At 64.0% G+C, this 15,492-nt stretch carries 20 protein-coding genes and 1 tRNA gene; 9 read left to right on the forward strand and 12 right to left on the reverse strand.

Annotation, left to right across the window (positions count from 1 at the left end; genetic code table 11):
• Window positions 1–5: 5 nt before the first annotated feature.
• The gene (locus J4O73_RS08850) at window positions 6–182 is read right to left on the reverse strand and encodes a hypothetical protein (RefSeq protein WP_426216500.1); all 177 of its coding nucleotides are present in this window, start codon (window positions 180–182) and stop codon (window positions 6–8) included.
• Between the two features lie 153 nt (window positions 183–335).
• Entirely contained in the window at window positions 336–875 is a 540-nt protein-coding gene (locus J4O73_RS08855) for a hypothetical protein (RefSeq protein ID WP_426216501.1), read from the reverse strand.
• A 208-nt stretch (window positions 876–1,083) separates the two neighbouring features.
• Here J4O73_RS08855 and J4O73_RS08860 point away from each other — a divergent pair, with 208 nt between their 5' ends.
• A complete protein-coding gene (locus tag J4O73_RS08860; protein WP_426216503.1) occupies window positions 1,084–1,452 on the forward strand; it encodes a hypothetical protein in 369 nt (122 codons plus the stop codon).
• Between the two features lie 484 nt (window positions 1,453–1,936).
• Window positions 1,937–2,671 (forward strand): SIMPL domain-containing protein, encoded by a 735-nt coding sequence (locus J4O73_RS08865; protein WP_426216505.1) that lies wholly within the window; start codon window positions 1,937–1,939, stop codon window positions 2,669–2,671.
• Window positions 2,672–2,862: 191 nt separating this feature from the next.
• Here J4O73_RS08865 and J4O73_RS08870 read toward each other — a convergent pair whose 3' ends face one another.
• From J4O73_RS08870 to J4O73_RS08880, 3 genes are all read right to left on the reverse strand, one after another.
• Complete coding sequence (locus J4O73_RS08870; protein ID WP_426216507.1) at window positions 2,863–3,606, reverse strand: substrate-binding domain-containing protein; 744 nt, start codon at window positions 3,604–3,606, stop codon at window positions 2,863–2,865.
• A gap of 488 nt (window positions 3,607–4,094) precedes the next feature.
• Window positions 4,095–4,721 (reverse strand): hypothetical protein, encoded by a 627-nt coding sequence (locus J4O73_RS08875; RefSeq protein ID WP_426216509.1) that lies wholly within the window; start codon window positions 4,719–4,721, stop codon window positions 4,095–4,097.
• Window positions 4,722–5,073: 352 nt separating this feature from the next.
• Entirely contained in the window at window positions 5,074–5,412 is a 339-nt protein-coding gene (locus J4O73_RS08880; protein WP_426216511.1) for a hypothetical protein, read from the reverse strand.
• Window positions 5,413–5,840: 428 nt separating this feature from the next.
• On the opposite strand from J4O73_RS08880, the gene J4O73_RS08885 reads away from it, so the two are divergent.
• The 7 genes from J4O73_RS08885 (at window position 5,841) to J4O73_RS08915 (ending at window position 10,635) form a co-directional block, all read left to right on the forward strand.
• Window positions 5,841–6,755, forward strand: a complete 915-nt coding sequence (locus tag J4O73_RS08885; RefSeq protein WP_426216513.1) for a DUF3471 domain-containing protein — start codon at window positions 5,841–5,843, stop codon at window positions 6,753–6,755.
• Window positions 6,756–6,952: 197 nt separating this feature from the next.
• Window positions 6,953–7,963, forward strand: coding sequence for a phage protease (locus tag J4O73_RS08890; RefSeq protein WP_426216515.1), 1,011 nt, complete (start codon window positions 6,953–6,955; stop codon window positions 7,961–7,963).
• Window positions 7,964–7,990: 27 nt separating this feature from the next.
• Complete coding sequence (locus J4O73_RS08895) at window positions 7,991–8,362, forward strand: hypothetical protein (protein WP_426216517.1); 372 nt, start codon at window positions 7,991–7,993, stop codon at window positions 8,360–8,362.
• Between the two features lie 32 nt (window positions 8,363–8,394).
• Complete coding sequence (locus J4O73_RS08900) at window positions 8,395–9,066, forward strand: hypothetical protein (protein ID WP_426216519.1); 672 nt, start codon at window positions 8,395–8,397, stop codon at window positions 9,064–9,066.
• On the forward strand, window positions 8,981–9,379 hold the full coding sequence (locus tag J4O73_RS08905) for a phage tail protein (protein WP_426216521.1): 399 nt from the start codon (window positions 8,981–8,983) through the stop codon (window positions 9,377–9,379). Before J4O73_RS08900 ends, J4O73_RS08905 begins: the two co-directional genes overlap by 86 nt.
• Complete coding sequence (locus J4O73_RS08910; RefSeq protein ID WP_426216523.1) at window positions 9,379–9,606, forward strand: tail protein X; 228 nt, start codon at window positions 9,379–9,381, stop codon at window positions 9,604–9,606. The genes J4O73_RS08905 and J4O73_RS08910 overlap by 1 nt, the downstream gene beginning before the upstream one ends.
• A gap of 6 nt (window positions 9,607–9,612) precedes the next feature.
• Window positions 9,613–10,635, forward strand: a complete 1,023-nt coding sequence (locus tag J4O73_RS08915; protein WP_426216525.1) for a phage late control D family protein — start codon at window positions 9,613–9,615, stop codon at window positions 10,633–10,635.
• Between the two features lie 175 nt (window positions 10,636–10,810).
• On the opposite strand, the gene J4O73_RS08920 is transcribed toward J4O73_RS08915, so the two are convergent.
• From J4O73_RS08920 to J4O73_RS08950, 7 genes are all read right to left on the reverse strand, one after another.
• Window positions 10,811–10,902, reverse strand: a tRNA-Ser gene (locus tag J4O73_RS08920).
• Window positions 10,903–10,914: 12 nt separating this feature from the next.
• Complete coding sequence (locus tag J4O73_RS08925; protein WP_426216527.1) at window positions 10,915–11,715, reverse strand: glycosyltransferase family 2 protein; 801 nt, start codon at window positions 11,713–11,715, stop codon at window positions 10,915–10,917.
• A 29-nt stretch (window positions 11,716–11,744) separates the two neighbouring features.
• Window positions 11,745–13,013: a diaminopimelate decarboxylase gene (gene lysA / locus J4O73_RS08930; RefSeq protein WP_426216529.1), complete on the reverse strand. Its 1,269-nt coding sequence runs from the start codon at window positions 13,011–13,013 to the stop codon at window positions 11,745–11,747.
• Window positions 13,014–13,050: 37 nt separating this feature from the next.
• Window positions 13,051–13,404 (reverse strand): LPS translocon maturation chaperone LptM, encoded by a 354-nt coding sequence (lptM, locus tag J4O73_RS08935; protein ID WP_426216531.1) that lies wholly within the window; start codon window positions 13,402–13,404, stop codon window positions 13,051–13,053.
• A gap of 121 nt (window positions 13,405–13,525) precedes the next feature.
• Entirely contained in the window at window positions 13,526–13,816 is a 291-nt protein-coding gene (locus J4O73_RS08940; protein WP_378967348.1) for a 3',5'-cyclic-nucleotide phosphodiesterase, read from the reverse strand.
• 138 nt (window positions 13,817–13,954) lie between these two features.
• Window positions 13,955–14,626, reverse strand: a complete 672-nt coding sequence (locus J4O73_RS08945) for a hypothetical protein (protein ID WP_426216877.1) — start codon at window positions 14,624–14,626, stop codon at window positions 13,955–13,957.
• A gap of 130 nt (window positions 14,627–14,756) precedes the next feature.
• The gene (locus tag J4O73_RS08950) at window positions 14,757–15,374 is read right to left on the reverse strand and encodes a DUF1134 domain-containing protein (RefSeq protein WP_426216533.1); all 618 of its coding nucleotides are present in this window, start codon (window positions 15,372–15,374) and stop codon (window positions 14,757–14,759) included.
• Window positions 15,375–15,492: the final 118 nt, after the last annotated feature.

Consider the following 15,492-nt stretch of genomic DNA (forward strand, 5'->3'; position numbering starts at 1 on the left):
ACCGCTCACGACCCTGAGCGGATTTTTGGGCAGCGCACGGCATAGACATGCGTGCCTCCTTTCGCATCGAGATACTCAATGCAACCGGGCTGGTCTTTGCTCGGGATTTTCACCACGTCCAACGCAGTCATGATTTCGGAGATCGACGTTGAACCATCGCCATCGAAATCCATCTCGCTCATAGAGCGAAATCCCATGGAGTAAACACCAAAGGCGACGTAGGACATAAAGACCACTGCTAAGCCTACGGGGATTAGAATAATCCAACGCATTTCTGTCTCACCGAACCGCAGCGCGTCACCTCAATTCTTAAGCCCTCCAGCGACCGCGGAGGCTCAGTCCGATGTCGCAACGCAGTTTTCTCGGATTTTGCGTATCGCGCTACCTGGATGAGCCCCAACCATGAATACACCGGTTTCCCAGATACCTACCACTGAGACCCTCGTTGGAGGGGTAGTTCCGAAGAGATTTTCAAGTGAAGCAACCTGCTCCATTGACATTTGAGGTGTAACTATGGTGTCAGGATCATCTATACCAAATATCCATTCATCTAAATCCTGCGCATTCCCGCGACCCTGCGCCACTACATCAAAGACGAATTGAATTTTGCGCTCGATTCCTTTTCCTACGTATAGCCAAACGTCATTGACCCTTCCCATCAAATTTTTTCGATATGGATATTCGATAGGCAGGCGCGTGCGAAGCAATAAGTGCAGGCCACCTTGCGCACTGCAAACAAAGCTTAACTGAGCTGCGGGCTTACCAGTAGCATTGCGGCCTATCTCCACACCATGAGTGATTTTGAAAGAAAGTCCCTTTGCTGCAGGCCAATCAAGGTTCGCGCTCTGCACTATGTTTGGAGCGAGTAGCAACAAGCCTGCTGCAACTCCTAGAGCTGATTGCCTGCGCATTCGAGGTCGATCATCCTATCGAGGTCCGAAGGACCGCAAGCTGCCATGTTCCAGCGAAGCCGTTCCCTCAAGCAAGCCTCATTGGAACGCCCATCCTCACATCCGCTTTTGGGCGGTCGCTTGTATCGGCCATACCGGCGAGGTTGGGCCGGATGTGGAATGACCGTTGAGGGTGGATTTCGGCCAGTCCGCTTCCGAGTTAGAAAACCATAAAAGCAGCCGTCATCGTTCCGCTCGCTCGCGACCTATTGTGACATCCGGCAAGAGCAAACACTGTGATTTACAGCTGTCTTGTGACAGTGCTGAGGGATTGGCCGTGGTGCGCGTTCTACTCGGATATGCCGGGATGATCACAAGCTCGGCCGCAACCCTAGTTGCCATTATGGCAGTAAGCGTGATCTACACATCCGATCACATCACTATTGGATTGTTTTTCTTCGCCTTCTTCAATCCAATTTCAATAATCGCCTTCATCGGCGCAGCGATAATCGCTCTGATTGTCAGCTCAGTTCCGTTTACGGTATTCATTATTGTAGGATAGGCAAAGCATATACGGTGCCTGTCTTGGTATATGACGGCCGCGCTAGTCACTGTTGTGCTGTTCTTTTGCTTATTAATTTCGAAATATAGTGCAATTGATCAAAAACACAGCACTATTTTTACCGATGTTATCTTGAATACGACATTAGCAGTCGCGCAGGCCGCGGTTGGCACGCTCGCCTATTGGGAAATAGCGGGGCGCTTCGCTGGTACAACGGATGAGCAGATGTACGGACCATTTTAAGTTATGAGTTGCTACTTTCGGAGCGTAGCGATGGCTGTCCCCGCGTTTCTAATGGGGCAGCTGGAAAGGGCTGGTTGGGGTAGGTTACTGCGGAAATGCGTTCAGGAGAGAAAGAATAAGAGCAGACTCCACGCCGCCCTCGCTCACGACCCATAGCAGCGGCACATTTGAGAATTTTCAATCCTTGCCCATTTCCAATCGCCGGTGGCAGCATGCCGCCACCATGTTCCTCGGTGATAGAATGCTGAAGGTTGCCCTCGTTACAGTTGGTATCGTCGGTTGCTCCGCCGCATGCGCTTCGGCGGAAGAGGATCAGCCCAAGTCGCGCTTGCCCAGCATGAGCGTGACCTCGACCGCAACGCGCGAGGTTGTACCGGATATTGCCACCCTTCGGCTCAGCGTCTCAGTCGAGAGGCCCACGGCTTCAGCCGCAGCAGAGGAAACAGCCCGTGGTTCGCAGAGCGTGATCTCCGAGATCAAGGCGCAAGGAATAGATCCGCGCGACCTCAAGACCGAGATTACCCTCTCGCCGGTGTTCGATGAAGAGCGTGGACCGCAAGGGCAAACGGTGAAACGCACGTTGCGGGGCTACCAAGGTCGCAATGCTCTGACTGTACGGCTGCACGATACCACCCGCGCCGGAGCGCTTGCCCGTACGTTGATCGATAAGGGCGCGAACGTGTTCGAGGGTATCAGCTTTGCGGTTGGTGACGAGCAGCGTCCCTTAGATGAGTTGCGGGTCCAGGCGACGAGGGACGTGGTCCGCAAGGCAAAGCTTTACGCGGAAGCAGCTGGGGTTCGGCTTGGGCGCGTACTGACCATCGAGCCGGACCCTGATAGCGCTAATGGCAATGAGGCTAGTCTACCACGGCGTGCATCGTCGAGCGGTGGTGCTGTGACAACCGTCATCCCGGTCGAGCCGGGCATCGAACGGATCACGGCGAGGGTAAGCATCACCTGGGAGATTCTGCCCTGAGCAGGCGTATTCAAGCGTCTGGTTCACATTTCGAACCGAAGTCGTTGTGCCACAGATAAAGGCTGCTTTCTGGAAGAAATAGCTGCGTCTTATGTGGCTGGGTTGGGTCGCGGTCGGAAGGACCGCTTGGGGTCGTTTCCTGCCCGTCCGCACCTGAAAGGCATGTGCATCGAAGCAGACGCCACAACATCCTATGCAGGCGTTCCGCGATCTGATCGAAGTGGCTTCATCCCGACTTGCTTCATTGCGGCCTCGGCCTTTTCGGACTGTAGAAAAGCAATCAGACGTTTCGCCAGATCCGGGCTTTTGGCCGTCGCCACCGTTGCTGCGCTGAACGTTTGAATGAGTTGAACTTCGTCGGGAAGGGCCCCAACCGGCTCGACGCCAGGGATGTTGACGAGTTCGCTGATGGGCCCCAACGCAAGATCAGCCTCGCCTGCCGCCAGCGCTGCAGCCGAGTCGGTTCCTCGCGGATAGACCTTCAGACGAACCTTGTCGGCGACGCCAAGCGCTGGAAGGATTTCCCTCTGGATGAAAAGGCCACTGGTGCTGCCCGGCATCACGACGAGGCGGGCATCCAGTAGGGTCTGGATGAGCGCCGGAACTGAACTGACATCGAACGTCGGAGCACCCGTCTGCACGGCAGCCGCAAGGGGAGCGGTCGCAAGCTCGGCAATCGAGCCCTCGACGATCAGGCCCGCGCCGATGAGTTCATGAAGCCCTTCGTTGGACAGGATGACGACATCGACCTCAGCACCATGGTCAAGTTGGTAGCGGATCGTCTTCGGGCCGGTTCCTTGCGAGGCCCCCGACCGGGTCTCAATCGTGATGCCGGTCTCCTGCTCGAAGTCCGGGATCGCCTTTCGGTAGGCTAACTCGAAGCCTCCGGAGATCAGAACAGTGACCGTAGGTCGGCTATCGCTCGATGATGTCATCGCGTGGGCGTCGTTCAGTACAAAGCGGAAGGGCCGCCACCTGCATCCTCGGTAACGTTTGGTGGATCTGCTTGCCACCCCAGCCCGGGACCAATGCGTATCCGGGGCATGGCCGGTTTCGGGAGGCGGGGACACGCGGTCTACGCGTCCGGGTGGGTCGCTCTCAGAAGGGCTGCTTGGGGTGGTTTCCCGCCAGTCCGCTTCCGGACGGTTCTGCGATGAAGCAGACGTTGTCGTCGCTCCAGCTTCCGACCTGTTGCGGGCGCTCAGCAACATGCCAGGATAGCCCCACGGGGGTTAGTCGAGGCCGACCTTACAGCTCCACGACATCGTGCTGCACAGCCGCGCTGTGGTCGATCCGCACCTCGTGCTGCCGATGCTCGGCGAGCGCGCGATCCGAGCCTCATGGCAGGTTGCTAGGGTCGCCCGTTATGACGAAGCTCTCATGACTGTCGGGGATGAGGCGGCTGATCAATCTCACGGCACGCTCAGTTCCAACCCCACTGCGTGAGTTCTTCAGTGGTGCCCCCGTGCATGCGTACCAGCGCCGCCATGGTGTGCACGAGAATGTAGGGGCGCGCGTCCAGCATCCTGATGGCGATGTCGAAGCGATCGTCGGAGTACAGGCTGGATAGCCCGAGGTACAAGTGGGGCACCACAGGGCGTCGCTGCACGGGCGCATGCAGGCGCAACCGGATGACGGACCACCCCTGCTTGTTTGAGATCGTGCTCATGTGGCGCACGTTGCTCCAGGCCACCCGCGCATCCTGACGCCTGTCGAACACGTCTTCTGCCGTGATCTCCAACTGGGCTTGCGGGTCTTGTGCGAGACGCACGCATTTGAACGTGAAGGCCACACACACGGCGCTGGAGCCCAATAGGCATACAAGGGTGATCACTGAACTGAGTTGCCACAGACGATCACTCGTCAGGATGAGCCAAAAAAGTACCGTTCCCAAGAAAAGGCTGATGATGCCGGCCAAACCCGCCACAACGGCCTTGAGCACCAGCGTGGGCACATCTGCGGCAACCACCATGGGGAGGGGCACCTCGATGGGCGGCACGTCGTAGGTGCGAAAGAATTTATATGGCCCTGGGATTGTGACGCTATTCAAGGGCTATCCGCCGTCAATCGATGCACTTGGTTCCAAAAAAACCTGGCTCACAATCGGGTTTGTCCAGTCCAGCATGACTGATTAGGTATAAGAATGCAGCGAGGAAAAGCGCGCCGGCTACTAAGGCGAGTGCGACAGTTTTGACTGCCTCACGCAACATACAAACCTCGCTGAGACAATGCTTTGCATTCGCGCACAGCCGCAATGTAACCGCGCAACCGTGAACGGATCGAGATAGAGAATGGAAAACGGGGATGCTTTCTCACTAGTCCGCTTGATCCAAATAAATATTGTTCGCAGAAGCCCCAATTCCTGCCCTTGTTATCCATGAGCGAGCTATTGGCTACAATTTTTATTGCATTCTGAACGAGAGCAGCTTCCAAAGTACGTTAGATAGACTGCCGATTGCTCCGATCGCTAGTAGGGCAGCCATTGCGGGCGCCTCTGCGAACCAAGCCCCGACGCTTGCCGAAATCATCATGATGAAAGCGAATGCGCTGCTGATGACGAGATATGTCCGGACTACACCTGGCGTGCTTGGATCCCAAGCGACGTAACCCATCGCAACACGTGTCTCTTCTTCAGTCACGAAGCGTGCATTTGCGGAACGCATGTTGTTTCGCGCAGCCTGCCAGAACCATCCGGCGAGGATGAGCGAAATGAAAGACCCTACCCAGATCGCTTCCCGCATCACGGTCTCACCTGTTCGCGGCGCAGAATGACGGGCCTACCCTTACGATTTCACGACACGATTGCGATGAATGACCACCCATTCGGCCAGCCGTTTTTATCTGGCCGTCGATGAGTGTCCGCTTCTGGAAAGCTTCAACAGTTCCCTGCACGGCCGACATGGTGCAGAGCTGGAATAGCGGCTTGGGGTGGATTTTTGCCGTTCGGCTTTCGAGCGACACACGCATTGAAGAAGACATTGCGGTTCCGCGCGCACATGCCCCACTGCAAGCCCCTCTTGCCGTCCTTCATCTCCGGACGTAACCTAGCTTTGGCCTCAGGATAGGCCAACGGTCCGCGTGAAGGGCTTAGCCCATTCGGCATCCTTGATCATGACCTGACTTCCTGCCCGGCAACGCGGACGATGGGCGCTGAGGAAGGAAGGATTCCATGGCCGAAGCCGTCTTATCGCACGCCCTTCAGAGTAATGCCCTCCCAGAGCGTCCGAACCTTGAGCATCTTCGCAACGAAGCGAAGTCGCGGCTCAAGACTCTGCGTGTGTCAGATCCAACTGCGCAGTTGTCGGCAGCCCAAAAGGAAGTTGCCCGCAAATATGGGTTCTCCAGCTGGCGTCAGCTGCGGGTAGAGGTTCAGAAGCTGACGGATCGAACGAACGCAGAAAGCGCTGCCGATAAGGTTGTACGCCTAGCGGCGGAACAGGCGCTCCCGCGTAAAGCGATCTCGATCGATTTAACAACGCTGGATCAGTTTGTCGGCTTTTATGAATTGGCCACCAAGAGCATCTTTACCATTGAGCGCGATGAAGATGGGCTGATGTCGAGGCTGACAGGTCAAACTTTCTATTCGTTGCTTGCGGAAAGTCCGACGAAATTTTTTTATAGAAACTCGCTTATCAAGGCGCAGCTTAGCTTTGAACGAGACGATAATGGCGCGGTCACCTCGTTAGTGCTTCATCAAAACGGTCTCGAACAATCTGCGCCGCGCATCAGCCGGGAAAAGGCAGCTTCTATCGAGCGGTCCATCGAAGCACGGAAGGCCACAAACGAGCCGAGATCCGGTAGTGAACAGGCGCTTCGTCGTATCATCAAAGCAACCCAACTCGGCATCCCTGAACCTGATCTAATGTCTTCCGGCTTGGCGCGGGCTTTCGAAAAGCAAATACCGGATAATAAGCGGGCCCTTCAAAGGTGGGGCGAGTTACTATCGATCCAATTCAGGGGCATTTCGATCGCCGATGACTGTGATGTATACGAAGTAAAATTCGATAAAGCTGATACAGAATGGCGTCTAAGCTTAAATGGTGAATCAAAAATCGAAATGGCCAGCTTTCGCTTAGTGCCCTGATGATCCACGTCCGGATGACCGCTTTGTAGATCTGCTAGTGGCCATCCGGACGGCTGAGTTGGGTCGAAACCGGCCCCGCCCATCGTCACATTGACCCTACTCTGACATAAGCGACACACCGGAAGGCGCCGGCCACGCGCCTACCCCGGAACCGCTTCCGGGTGCGGCCCTGCCGGTGACCGCGCGACAACGCGGTCATGCCGCCGCGCCCCGCCTTTCCCAGCCTGATCGACCAAGCCGATGCCGCAGGCGTCGCTCTGTTCGCCGCCACCGTGGCCCTGCCGGAGGATGGCAGCGCGCCCGAGTGGGTGACGGTGTTCCCCAAGGTCGGCCGGGTCGAGACCCGTGACGGGCGGGCCTTCGAGGTCTCCGCCGCGACCCTGATGGCGGCCTTCGCGGACGACGCGATCAAGATCCCCGTCGATGTGAACCACGCCACCGACGCCGCCGGCGTGTTCGGCGGCGAGGCGCCTGCGGTCGGCTGGGGCGTCGAGCTGCGTGAGCACGAGGGCGGGCTCCAGCTGAAGGTCGAGTGGCTCGACCGGGGCCGCGAGCTGCTCGCCGCGCGCCAGTACCTCTACACCTCCCCGAGCTTCTTTCAGGACCACGGCCGCGCGACCCGGCTGAAGGCGCTCGCCCTCGTCACCTCGCCCGCGCTCGCCCGCCAACCCGCCCTGGCCCATGCCACTTTGGCCCGCGCGGGCGGCCCAACCCCGGAGCCCCCGATGACACCCATCGCCACCGCCCTCGGCTTGCCCGAGGGCGCGGACGAGGCCGCCTGCCTCGCGGCCATCGCCACGCTGAAGACCGGACAGGGCGAGCTGGTCGCCCAGCTCCAGGCGCAGCTTTCCACCGCCTCGTCGCGGCTTGCCGCCGTCGAGAAGGCCAACCGCGACCGGCAGGTCTCCGCGCTGATCGAGGGCGCGCTGAAGGGCCGGAAGATCGTCCCCGCCCAGCGCGAGCATCTCGAAACGCTCTGCGCCACCGATGACGGCCTCGCGGGCGTCACCGCCATGCTCGCGGCCACCGCGCCCAACCTCCAGCCCTCCGGCCTCGACGCGCGGCGCGTGCCCGAAGGCGGCGCCATCCTCGACAGCGCGCAGCTCGCCGCTGCCGCCCAGACCATCCAGGACGAGCACCGCGCCGCCGGCCGGCCGATCTCCTTCGCCGACGCCATGACGCTGGCCACCGCCAAAGCCACCGCCTGACCCGCCCTCAACCGGAGTTCCTCCCCGATGCAGCCCGGCCTCGTCAAAAGCTGCCGCACGGATGCGGCGGTCGAGCCCTACACGATCATCGCCTTTGCCGGCCCGCGCAACGCGGTGCGGCAGGCCTCCGCCGCCACGGATCCGCTCGCCGGCATCGCGGACAGCCAGGGCGGCGATGCCGGTGGCCTCGTGGACGTCCAGCTTTCCCTCGTCGCCGAGGTGCGCGCGGGCGGGACCATCGCGGCGGGCGACCGCCTCACCAGCGATGCCGACGGCCGGGCCGTGAAGGCGGTGAAGCAGGCGGGCCAGACGGTCGCCGTCATCGCCATCGCCCAGGTGCCGGCCGTCGCGGGCGACGTGTTCGACGCCCTCATCGACCCCGGCTTCCTCGACGGCTGAGCCCGTCCGTCCCCCCCTCGGAGGTTCCCCGCGTGCCCGTCAAACGTCCCTTTCCCGTCGATCCGGTCATCACCGCCATCGCGATCGGCTACCGCAACCAGGCGCAGGATCTGATCGCCGACCAAGTGCTGCCCCGCGTGCCGGTGCTGGGCGAGCGGTACAAGTGGACCGAGTATCCGCTCGCCGAGCACTTCACCGTGCCGGACACGGAGGTCGGGCGGCGCGGCCGGGTGAACCGGGTGGAGTTCTCCGGTGTCGAGCGCACCCGAGGCACCCAGGATTACGGCCTGGAGGACGCGATCCCGATCTCCGACATCAACGAAGCCGAGGGCCAGAGGCGGCGCGGCCTCGGCCTCATCGACCCGGAGAAGATCTCGGCCGAGGGGCTCACCGATCTCGTCCTCCTCGACCGCGAGGTCCGGGTGGCGGCCGTGGCGCAGAACCCCGACAATTACGCCCCGACCCGATCCACGTCCACGGCGTGCGCGACGTGGCGAGCCTGGAGCGGGGCGTGCGCCGCGAGGCCGACCGCCGGGCACGTGAGGCCCGCAACGACGCCCTCCACGACACGGGGAACGACTTCGCATGAGCGGGCCGCTCTGCCTCATCGGCGCCTGCGTGGCCGAACGGATCGGCCTGAACCCGCAGGACTACAAGTACGACGGGCAGGCGGTGATCGCCGTGCATCAGCCCTTCGACGATGAGCCGTTCTACCAGCCCACCGCCATGGGCGAGGAGACGCTCACGATCACGCTGGCCACCCGGCCGCACGTGTTCGGCGGCCTGCGCAATTGGGAGATCCTGCGCGCCCACATGAAGCGGCGCGACGTGGTGCCCTTCGTGCGGCTCTACGGGATCGCGGGGGGGCTGGGCTTCCCCGTGGGCGAACTCGTGGGCGACGTGCTGGTGCGGCACGTGACCGGCACGGAGGGCAAATCCGCGCCGGATGGGCTCGGCTACCGCCACGAGTTCACCGCCGAGCTGGTCTTCGTCGGGCAGCGGGCGGGGGGCTTTTGATGGGCGAGACCGTTACCGTGGCCGTGCCGGAGGAGATCCGCCTGGACCGGGCGGCCAAACGCTGGTGCGGCACCGAGCAGGAGGGCAACGTGAACCGGCTGCTCGCCCTCAATCCCGGCCTCGCGACGCTCGGCGGCTTCGTGCCCGAGGGCTTTCGCTTGCGCGTGCCCCGGCCCGCGCCGGAGGACCGCCTCAGGGTGCAGCTCAGCATCAACCCCTGGGAGTGAGGCCGCATGTGGCGCCGCCCGCAACTCGCCGTCGTCAACGGCTCCGGCCTCGACCTGATGGGCCGCCTCAAGGGCATCTGGCTGGAGGTGAAGGTCACCGACAATGCCGGTCAGGAGAGCGACAAGGCGACGATCCTGTGCCTGGGGCCGCCGGGCCGGTTCGGCATCCCGAAGCGCGACGAGGAATTCGACATCTACATGGGCTGGGCGGACGAGGGGCTCGTCCACCAGGGCCGCTTCTCGTTCCAGAAGGCGAATGCGCGCGGCGCGCCGGAGGAAGGCGACCGGATCAGCCTCGACTTCAAGGCGGCCGACTTCGTGGACGATCTGAAGGCGTCGGGCCGTCAGCACTACGACGAGGGCACGACGTTCGGGGAGGTGCTGCGCAAGGAAGCGCAGCGAGCGGGCCTGTCGGCGGTGGTCGATCCGGCCCTGGACACGGTGAAGCTCGGCTACCGCCTGCGCTGGGACCAGAGCCCGATCGACTTCCTGAACGAGGTGGCGGACGAGCTGGGCGCCACCATGAAGCCGGCGGGCGGCAAGCTGGTGGCGATGAAGCGCGGGGCGGGCAAGACCGGCACGGGGCGGGAGCTGGCGCCGATCCTGATCCAGCGCCGACGCGGCTTCTCCTACGACATCGACATCGAGCCCCGGCCGGAGGCGGGCAGCGTGGCGGCGAGCTGGCAGGACGACAAGACCGGGCGGCGCAAGCTCGAGAAGGTGAAGACGGGCCGGGATGGCCCGATCGTGGTGCTGCCGCATCCGTTCCGATCCGAGATCGAGGCCCGCGAGGCGGCGCAGGCGAACGCCTACGAGCGGGGCCACAACAGTGGCTCGGGCTATTTCGAGAGCCCCGGCCTCCCGCACGCCCGCGCCGAGGCCCCGGTGATCGCCACGGGCTTCGGCGGCTTCATCGACGGCCGCTGGAAGGCCGAGACGGTGGAGAAGGTGATGACCGTGTCGGGCGGCTTCCTGACCACGGTGAACGTGGGCGCAGGCGAGGACAGCAAGGGACGGAAGGGCCAGTGAGCGCGGCGGTTCAAGCGCGCTTCAAGACTGCCGGCAGGCGCTGCGAGGTGATGACATCCGAACCTGCGCGCCGTGCCATTCGATTTTGCGCGCTACAACTCCTTCGTAGCAGGAGCGGTCTCAGAAGCCCACGGAATCAAAAAGATTCCGTTGTTGCAAATAGTTAGAGGGGTAGTGGCGGAGACGGAGGGATTCGAACCCTCGATACCCGATTAAGGGTATGCTCATTTAGCAAACGAGTGCCTTCAGCCTCTCGGCCACGTCTCCGGCAAAACGGCTCTAGGACGTCCGGCCGGGGCGGTCAAGACGATCTCGCTGTGTCGCGAGGCGGCGGCGTTCGTAATGCTTGGCGATCCGCAGGTGGCGGGACATCGCGTAGTTCATCGCGGTCAGGAAACCGTAGGTGCCGCGGGCGAAGTGGCGGCGGCCGAGATAGGCCTTCAGGAAGTTGCCAGGCAGCTCCACGAAGACCCGCCATGTCGGGATTACGACCCCCCGCGCCTCGAGATCGTCCGCCTGCTGGTCCGAATAGCGGTTCAACTTGTCGAGCTGATCACCAAGCGATCGCACCGAGAAATGGTGGATCTTGGCCCGCAGGCGGCCCGCCGTCGCGCCCGCGTCGAGATCCACCCGGTCATGGACGGGTGAGGGTGAGTAGCGCCCACGATCCTTTCGGTAGAGACGCACGGGATGCAGCGTGTAGGCGAAGGGGTGAGGCTTGGCCTCGCCGGGGAAAATCTCCGCGATGCCAATGCGCCACGCCGGATGCGGCGGTTCGCCCTTCGCGAACAGGGCTCGGATCTCGGCGACGAGCGTCGGGGGCACCACCTCGTCCGCGTCGAGGTTCAGGAGCCACGTGTGGCGACACTGCTCCTCCGCGAAACGCTTCTGCTGCCCGTAGCCCGGCCACTCGTTGTGGATCACCCGCGCGCCGAGCGACTCGGCGAGCGCTTGCGTCCCGTCCGTCGAACCCGAATCGACTACGATCAGATCGTCGGTTAGGTCGCGCACGGCGCGGATCGTGGCGCCGATCCGGTCCGCCTCGTTGCGCGCGATGATGAAGACGGAGAGAGGGAGCACGGCGGTCTCGAAGCCCGGGTCCGGCTGGTTCAGCCGAGCCAGCCGGGCATGCGGTCGAGGGCGATGAGCGCCTCGACCTCCTGCCTCGGCCGTACGACCGCTGCCTCGGACCCGCGCACCAGCACCTCCGGCACCAGGGGGCGCGTGTTGTAGGTGCCCGCCTGAACGGCGCCGTAGGCGCCCGCGCTCATCACGGCGATCAGATCGCCGGGCTTCGGTTCGGGCATCTCGCGCCCCTTGGCGAAATAGTCGCCGCTCTCGCAGACGGGACCCACGACGTCGGCGACGAGGCGGGGCGCATCGGCCGTCGGCTCGTCCACCGGACGCAGGGCGTGGAACGCGTCGTAGAGAGTCGGGCGGATCAGGTCGTTCATCGCCCCATCCACGATCACGAAGGTCCGGCCCTCGCCGTGCTTCACGTAGAGCACCTTGGTGACGAGGATCCCGGCATTACCCGCGATCATCCGGCCGATCTCGAAGACCGGCCGCAGGCCGAGCGGGGCGAAATGCGGGCGTAGTGTTGCCGCCAGCGCCGCCGGATCGGGGGGAGGGGCGTTGTCGTCGCGATAGGGGATGCCCAGCCCACCGCCGAAATCGATGTGCTGTAGGGCATGCCCATCGGCCATCAGTTCGCGCGCAAGGCCACAGAGCCGCGCGGCGGCGTTCGAGAATGGCGTCAGATCGGTGATCTGGCTGCCGATATGCATGTCGATCCCATGCACGGCGAGGCCGGGCAAGGCGGCGGCCCGTGCATAGACCTCTCGGGCGCGGGTGATCGGGATGCCGAACTTGTTCTCGTAGGTGCCGGTCGAGATCTTGGCGTGGGTCAGCGCATCGACGTCGGGATTCACGCGCACCGAAACCGGCGCCGTCGCACCGAGGCTGGTGGCGACTTCGGAGAGCTGCGCCAACTCGGGCTCGCTCTCCACATTGAAGCACAGGATGCCCGCGCGGAGCGCGGCGGCCATTTCCTCGCGGGTCTTGCCCACGCCGGAGAACACGATCTTCCGCGGATCGATCCCCGCCGCCAGCGCGCGGGCGAGCTCGCCGCCGGAGACAATGTCCATCCCCGCGCCAAGGCTGCCGAGGGTGGCCAGTACCGCCTGGTTCGAGTTCGCCTTCATGGCGAAGCAGACCAGCGCATTGTCCTGCGCGAAGGCATCGGCGAAGACGCGGTAATGCCGCTCCAGCGTGGCAGTGCTGTAGCAATAGAACGGCGTGCGAACCTCGTCCGCGAGCCGCGCGAGATCGACCTCCTCCGCGTGGAGGCGGCCGTTCCTGTAATGGAAGTGGTGCATCGCGCCTGTCGCCGTCGCTGCGTCGTTCGAGGCCCGTCTACAGCAGCGGGTCGAGAATGAAAGGCTCCTTGGGAATCCGGTAGCCGCGCTTGGCGCCCTTCGTCGTCTGGACGGGGGCCTCCGTGCCGGAGGGCGGGGTCGCCGAGGAGGGGAGTTCGTCGCCCGCGCGTACGGCCTCGGGATCCGGCTCCGCCTGCCCGCCACCGAGCCCGATGCTGCCGGGCAGGATGCGGGCGGTCTTCACGGCGGCGGCGTTGCCGGCGGGGGCCGTCGATGCGGCGGGGGCGGCCGTAGGCGGGGGCTCCAGCGAGCCCCGGCGGCCACAACCGGCGAGCGCCAGCGCCGCCATCGCGGCGACGGTCAGAATCTGAAGGGCGGAACGGGGCAGCATCTCGCGCGGGTCCAGCGGTCCCCGGCGGGCACGATGCCCGGCCGGAGCCTTACCTTAGCCGTTGCGGCGGCGGCGGGCGAGCGCTGATCGGCAACAGCCGCGTCGCCCGGCGCGGCCGGTCTCAGCCGCGCTTGTCGCGACCGCCCTGCGAACCCTCGCGCTTGCCGCTGCCTTGCTGCGCCTCGTAGGCGTCGATCGCCCGGCGGCAATTCTCCGAGAGCTGCTTCCAGTTCTTCTGCATGCAGGCATCCGTGGCCGGATCATCGGGGGCAAGGTTGCCGCAATAGGAGAGGTAGTCGCCCGTGCAGTACTTCTTGAGCGTCTCGTTGCCGCGCTTGGATTGCTGGGCGGCGGCCGGGAGGGTCAGGGCGAGCGCCGCGACCGCGGCGGTAACGATATGCTTCAGGCGCATGAGTACGCTTTCCGTGTGCTCGTCTTCGAAGGTGTGGCGCTGCGATGATGCCTTCGCGTGGTCGAAACATGGCGACCCTCGCGAAATCGGCATCGCAACGCCGTGGCGTCCGCCCACGGCGTGAGCGGTTGCATGGTGTCAGACCCGTTCCGGTACAGGCTCCTGAACCGCGAAGGCGCCCGCCTTGGGAAGACGGGCCTGCCCGGTCAGGGCATCGGCCACCTCGGTGATACGGCGGCGCAGATCCGCGTTCTCACGCTCGACCGTCTCGTCGTGACCGGAGCCAGCCGCCAGGGCCTGCTCCGCCGCGATCAGGCTCGCCCGGAGGGCGTCCCGCTCGGCGGCGATGTCTGCCGCGCCGGTCCCGCGCCGCAGGGCGAGGAGGCTGTCCAGCAGGTCGGCATGGGCCGCCTCCAGTGCATTGAGGGTGGCGAGGCTCGCCGTACCGTCCTCCCGCGAGCGGGAGAGGGCCGTCTCGAGGCTGCCGTTGAGGGCGCGTACCTCGGCGAGCTGTGCCTCCAGCGATTCCAGATCGCGGCCGAGGCTTGCGATCTTCATCGTCCCGGCGCCGATGGCCGCCATGTCCGCGTGCCGCTTTGCCCGTGCCGCCTCGACCGCCCGTTCGAGCCGCCGCTCGCGCACCGCGAATTGCGCGCGCAGGAAATCCCGCTCGGCCGCGATCTCGCTGGGGGACAGGGGCAGGCGCGCCTCGGCCTTGCGGCGGGCGAGGCGCGCGGCACGCGCATTCACCGCCGGTAGGACGAGGAGGCCCAGCAGGCTCGCGACCAGGAACCCCAGCGCGAAGATCATCGCCGTCTCGATCAAGAGGAACCGCTCGCGTCCCCAGCCGGCCGGTCCGGCCCTGCTCACATTGGGCTTCTAGCGCAAGTCTCAAGCAAGTCCGAGCCCGTCATGCAGGCACCCGAGCCGCCGCCTACCCTCAGAACGGGTTCCACGTCGCCTGCGGCGTGAACTTGAGGTACCCGACATTGACGCCGAGCCGCGCGCCGACGCCGCTACGGATCGGCACCACCACGATGCGACCGTCGGTCACCGCCGTGAAGCCGAAGCCGCCGATGAAATAGGCCGAGCCGTCGATGCCGCCGAAGCGGCGGAACAGCGCGCGCGTCGAGGGGAGATTGTAGATCAGCATCATCGTGCGCGCGCCATCGCCGCCCACGTCGAAGCCGAGGGAGGGACCCTGCCAGTAGATCCGCTGCTGGCCGGAATTGCGGGTGTAGAATGCGCCCTCACCGTAGCGCAGGCCCGCGACGAAGGCGCCGGAGCCCTCCTGGCCGAGGATGTAGCCGTTCGGCTGGCCCCAGCGGCGGCCCGCCTCCTCGACGGCGAGGGCGAGCCCCCGCGACACCGTGCCGAAGAAGCGGTGTCCGGATTCGACCAGTTCCTCGGCGCGGAAGGTTTCGGGGTCCGCATTGGGCGGCAACCGGCCCGCCTGGGCGGGCAGGGCCTGGACGATGGCAGGGGCGCCGACCGCGAGGCCGAGCCCGGCCCGCAGAACCTGCCGCCTCGGAAGGCCGGTCGGGAACGAAGACGTCATGGAGTTTCCTCCGCCGATGGGCGTGGCCGCGCCCCCTTCGCAGCCCCGGCCAACCCTTGCGCCGACACACCCTTGCCTCCTCAGGCGGGATGTGCGGCAACGGGCGATCACGAGGCCT

The organism is Methylobacterium sp. NFXW15 (assembly GCF_049887755.1).
Classification (GTDB): domain Bacteria; phylum Pseudomonadota; class Alphaproteobacteria; order Rhizobiales; family Beijerinckiaceae; genus Methylobacterium.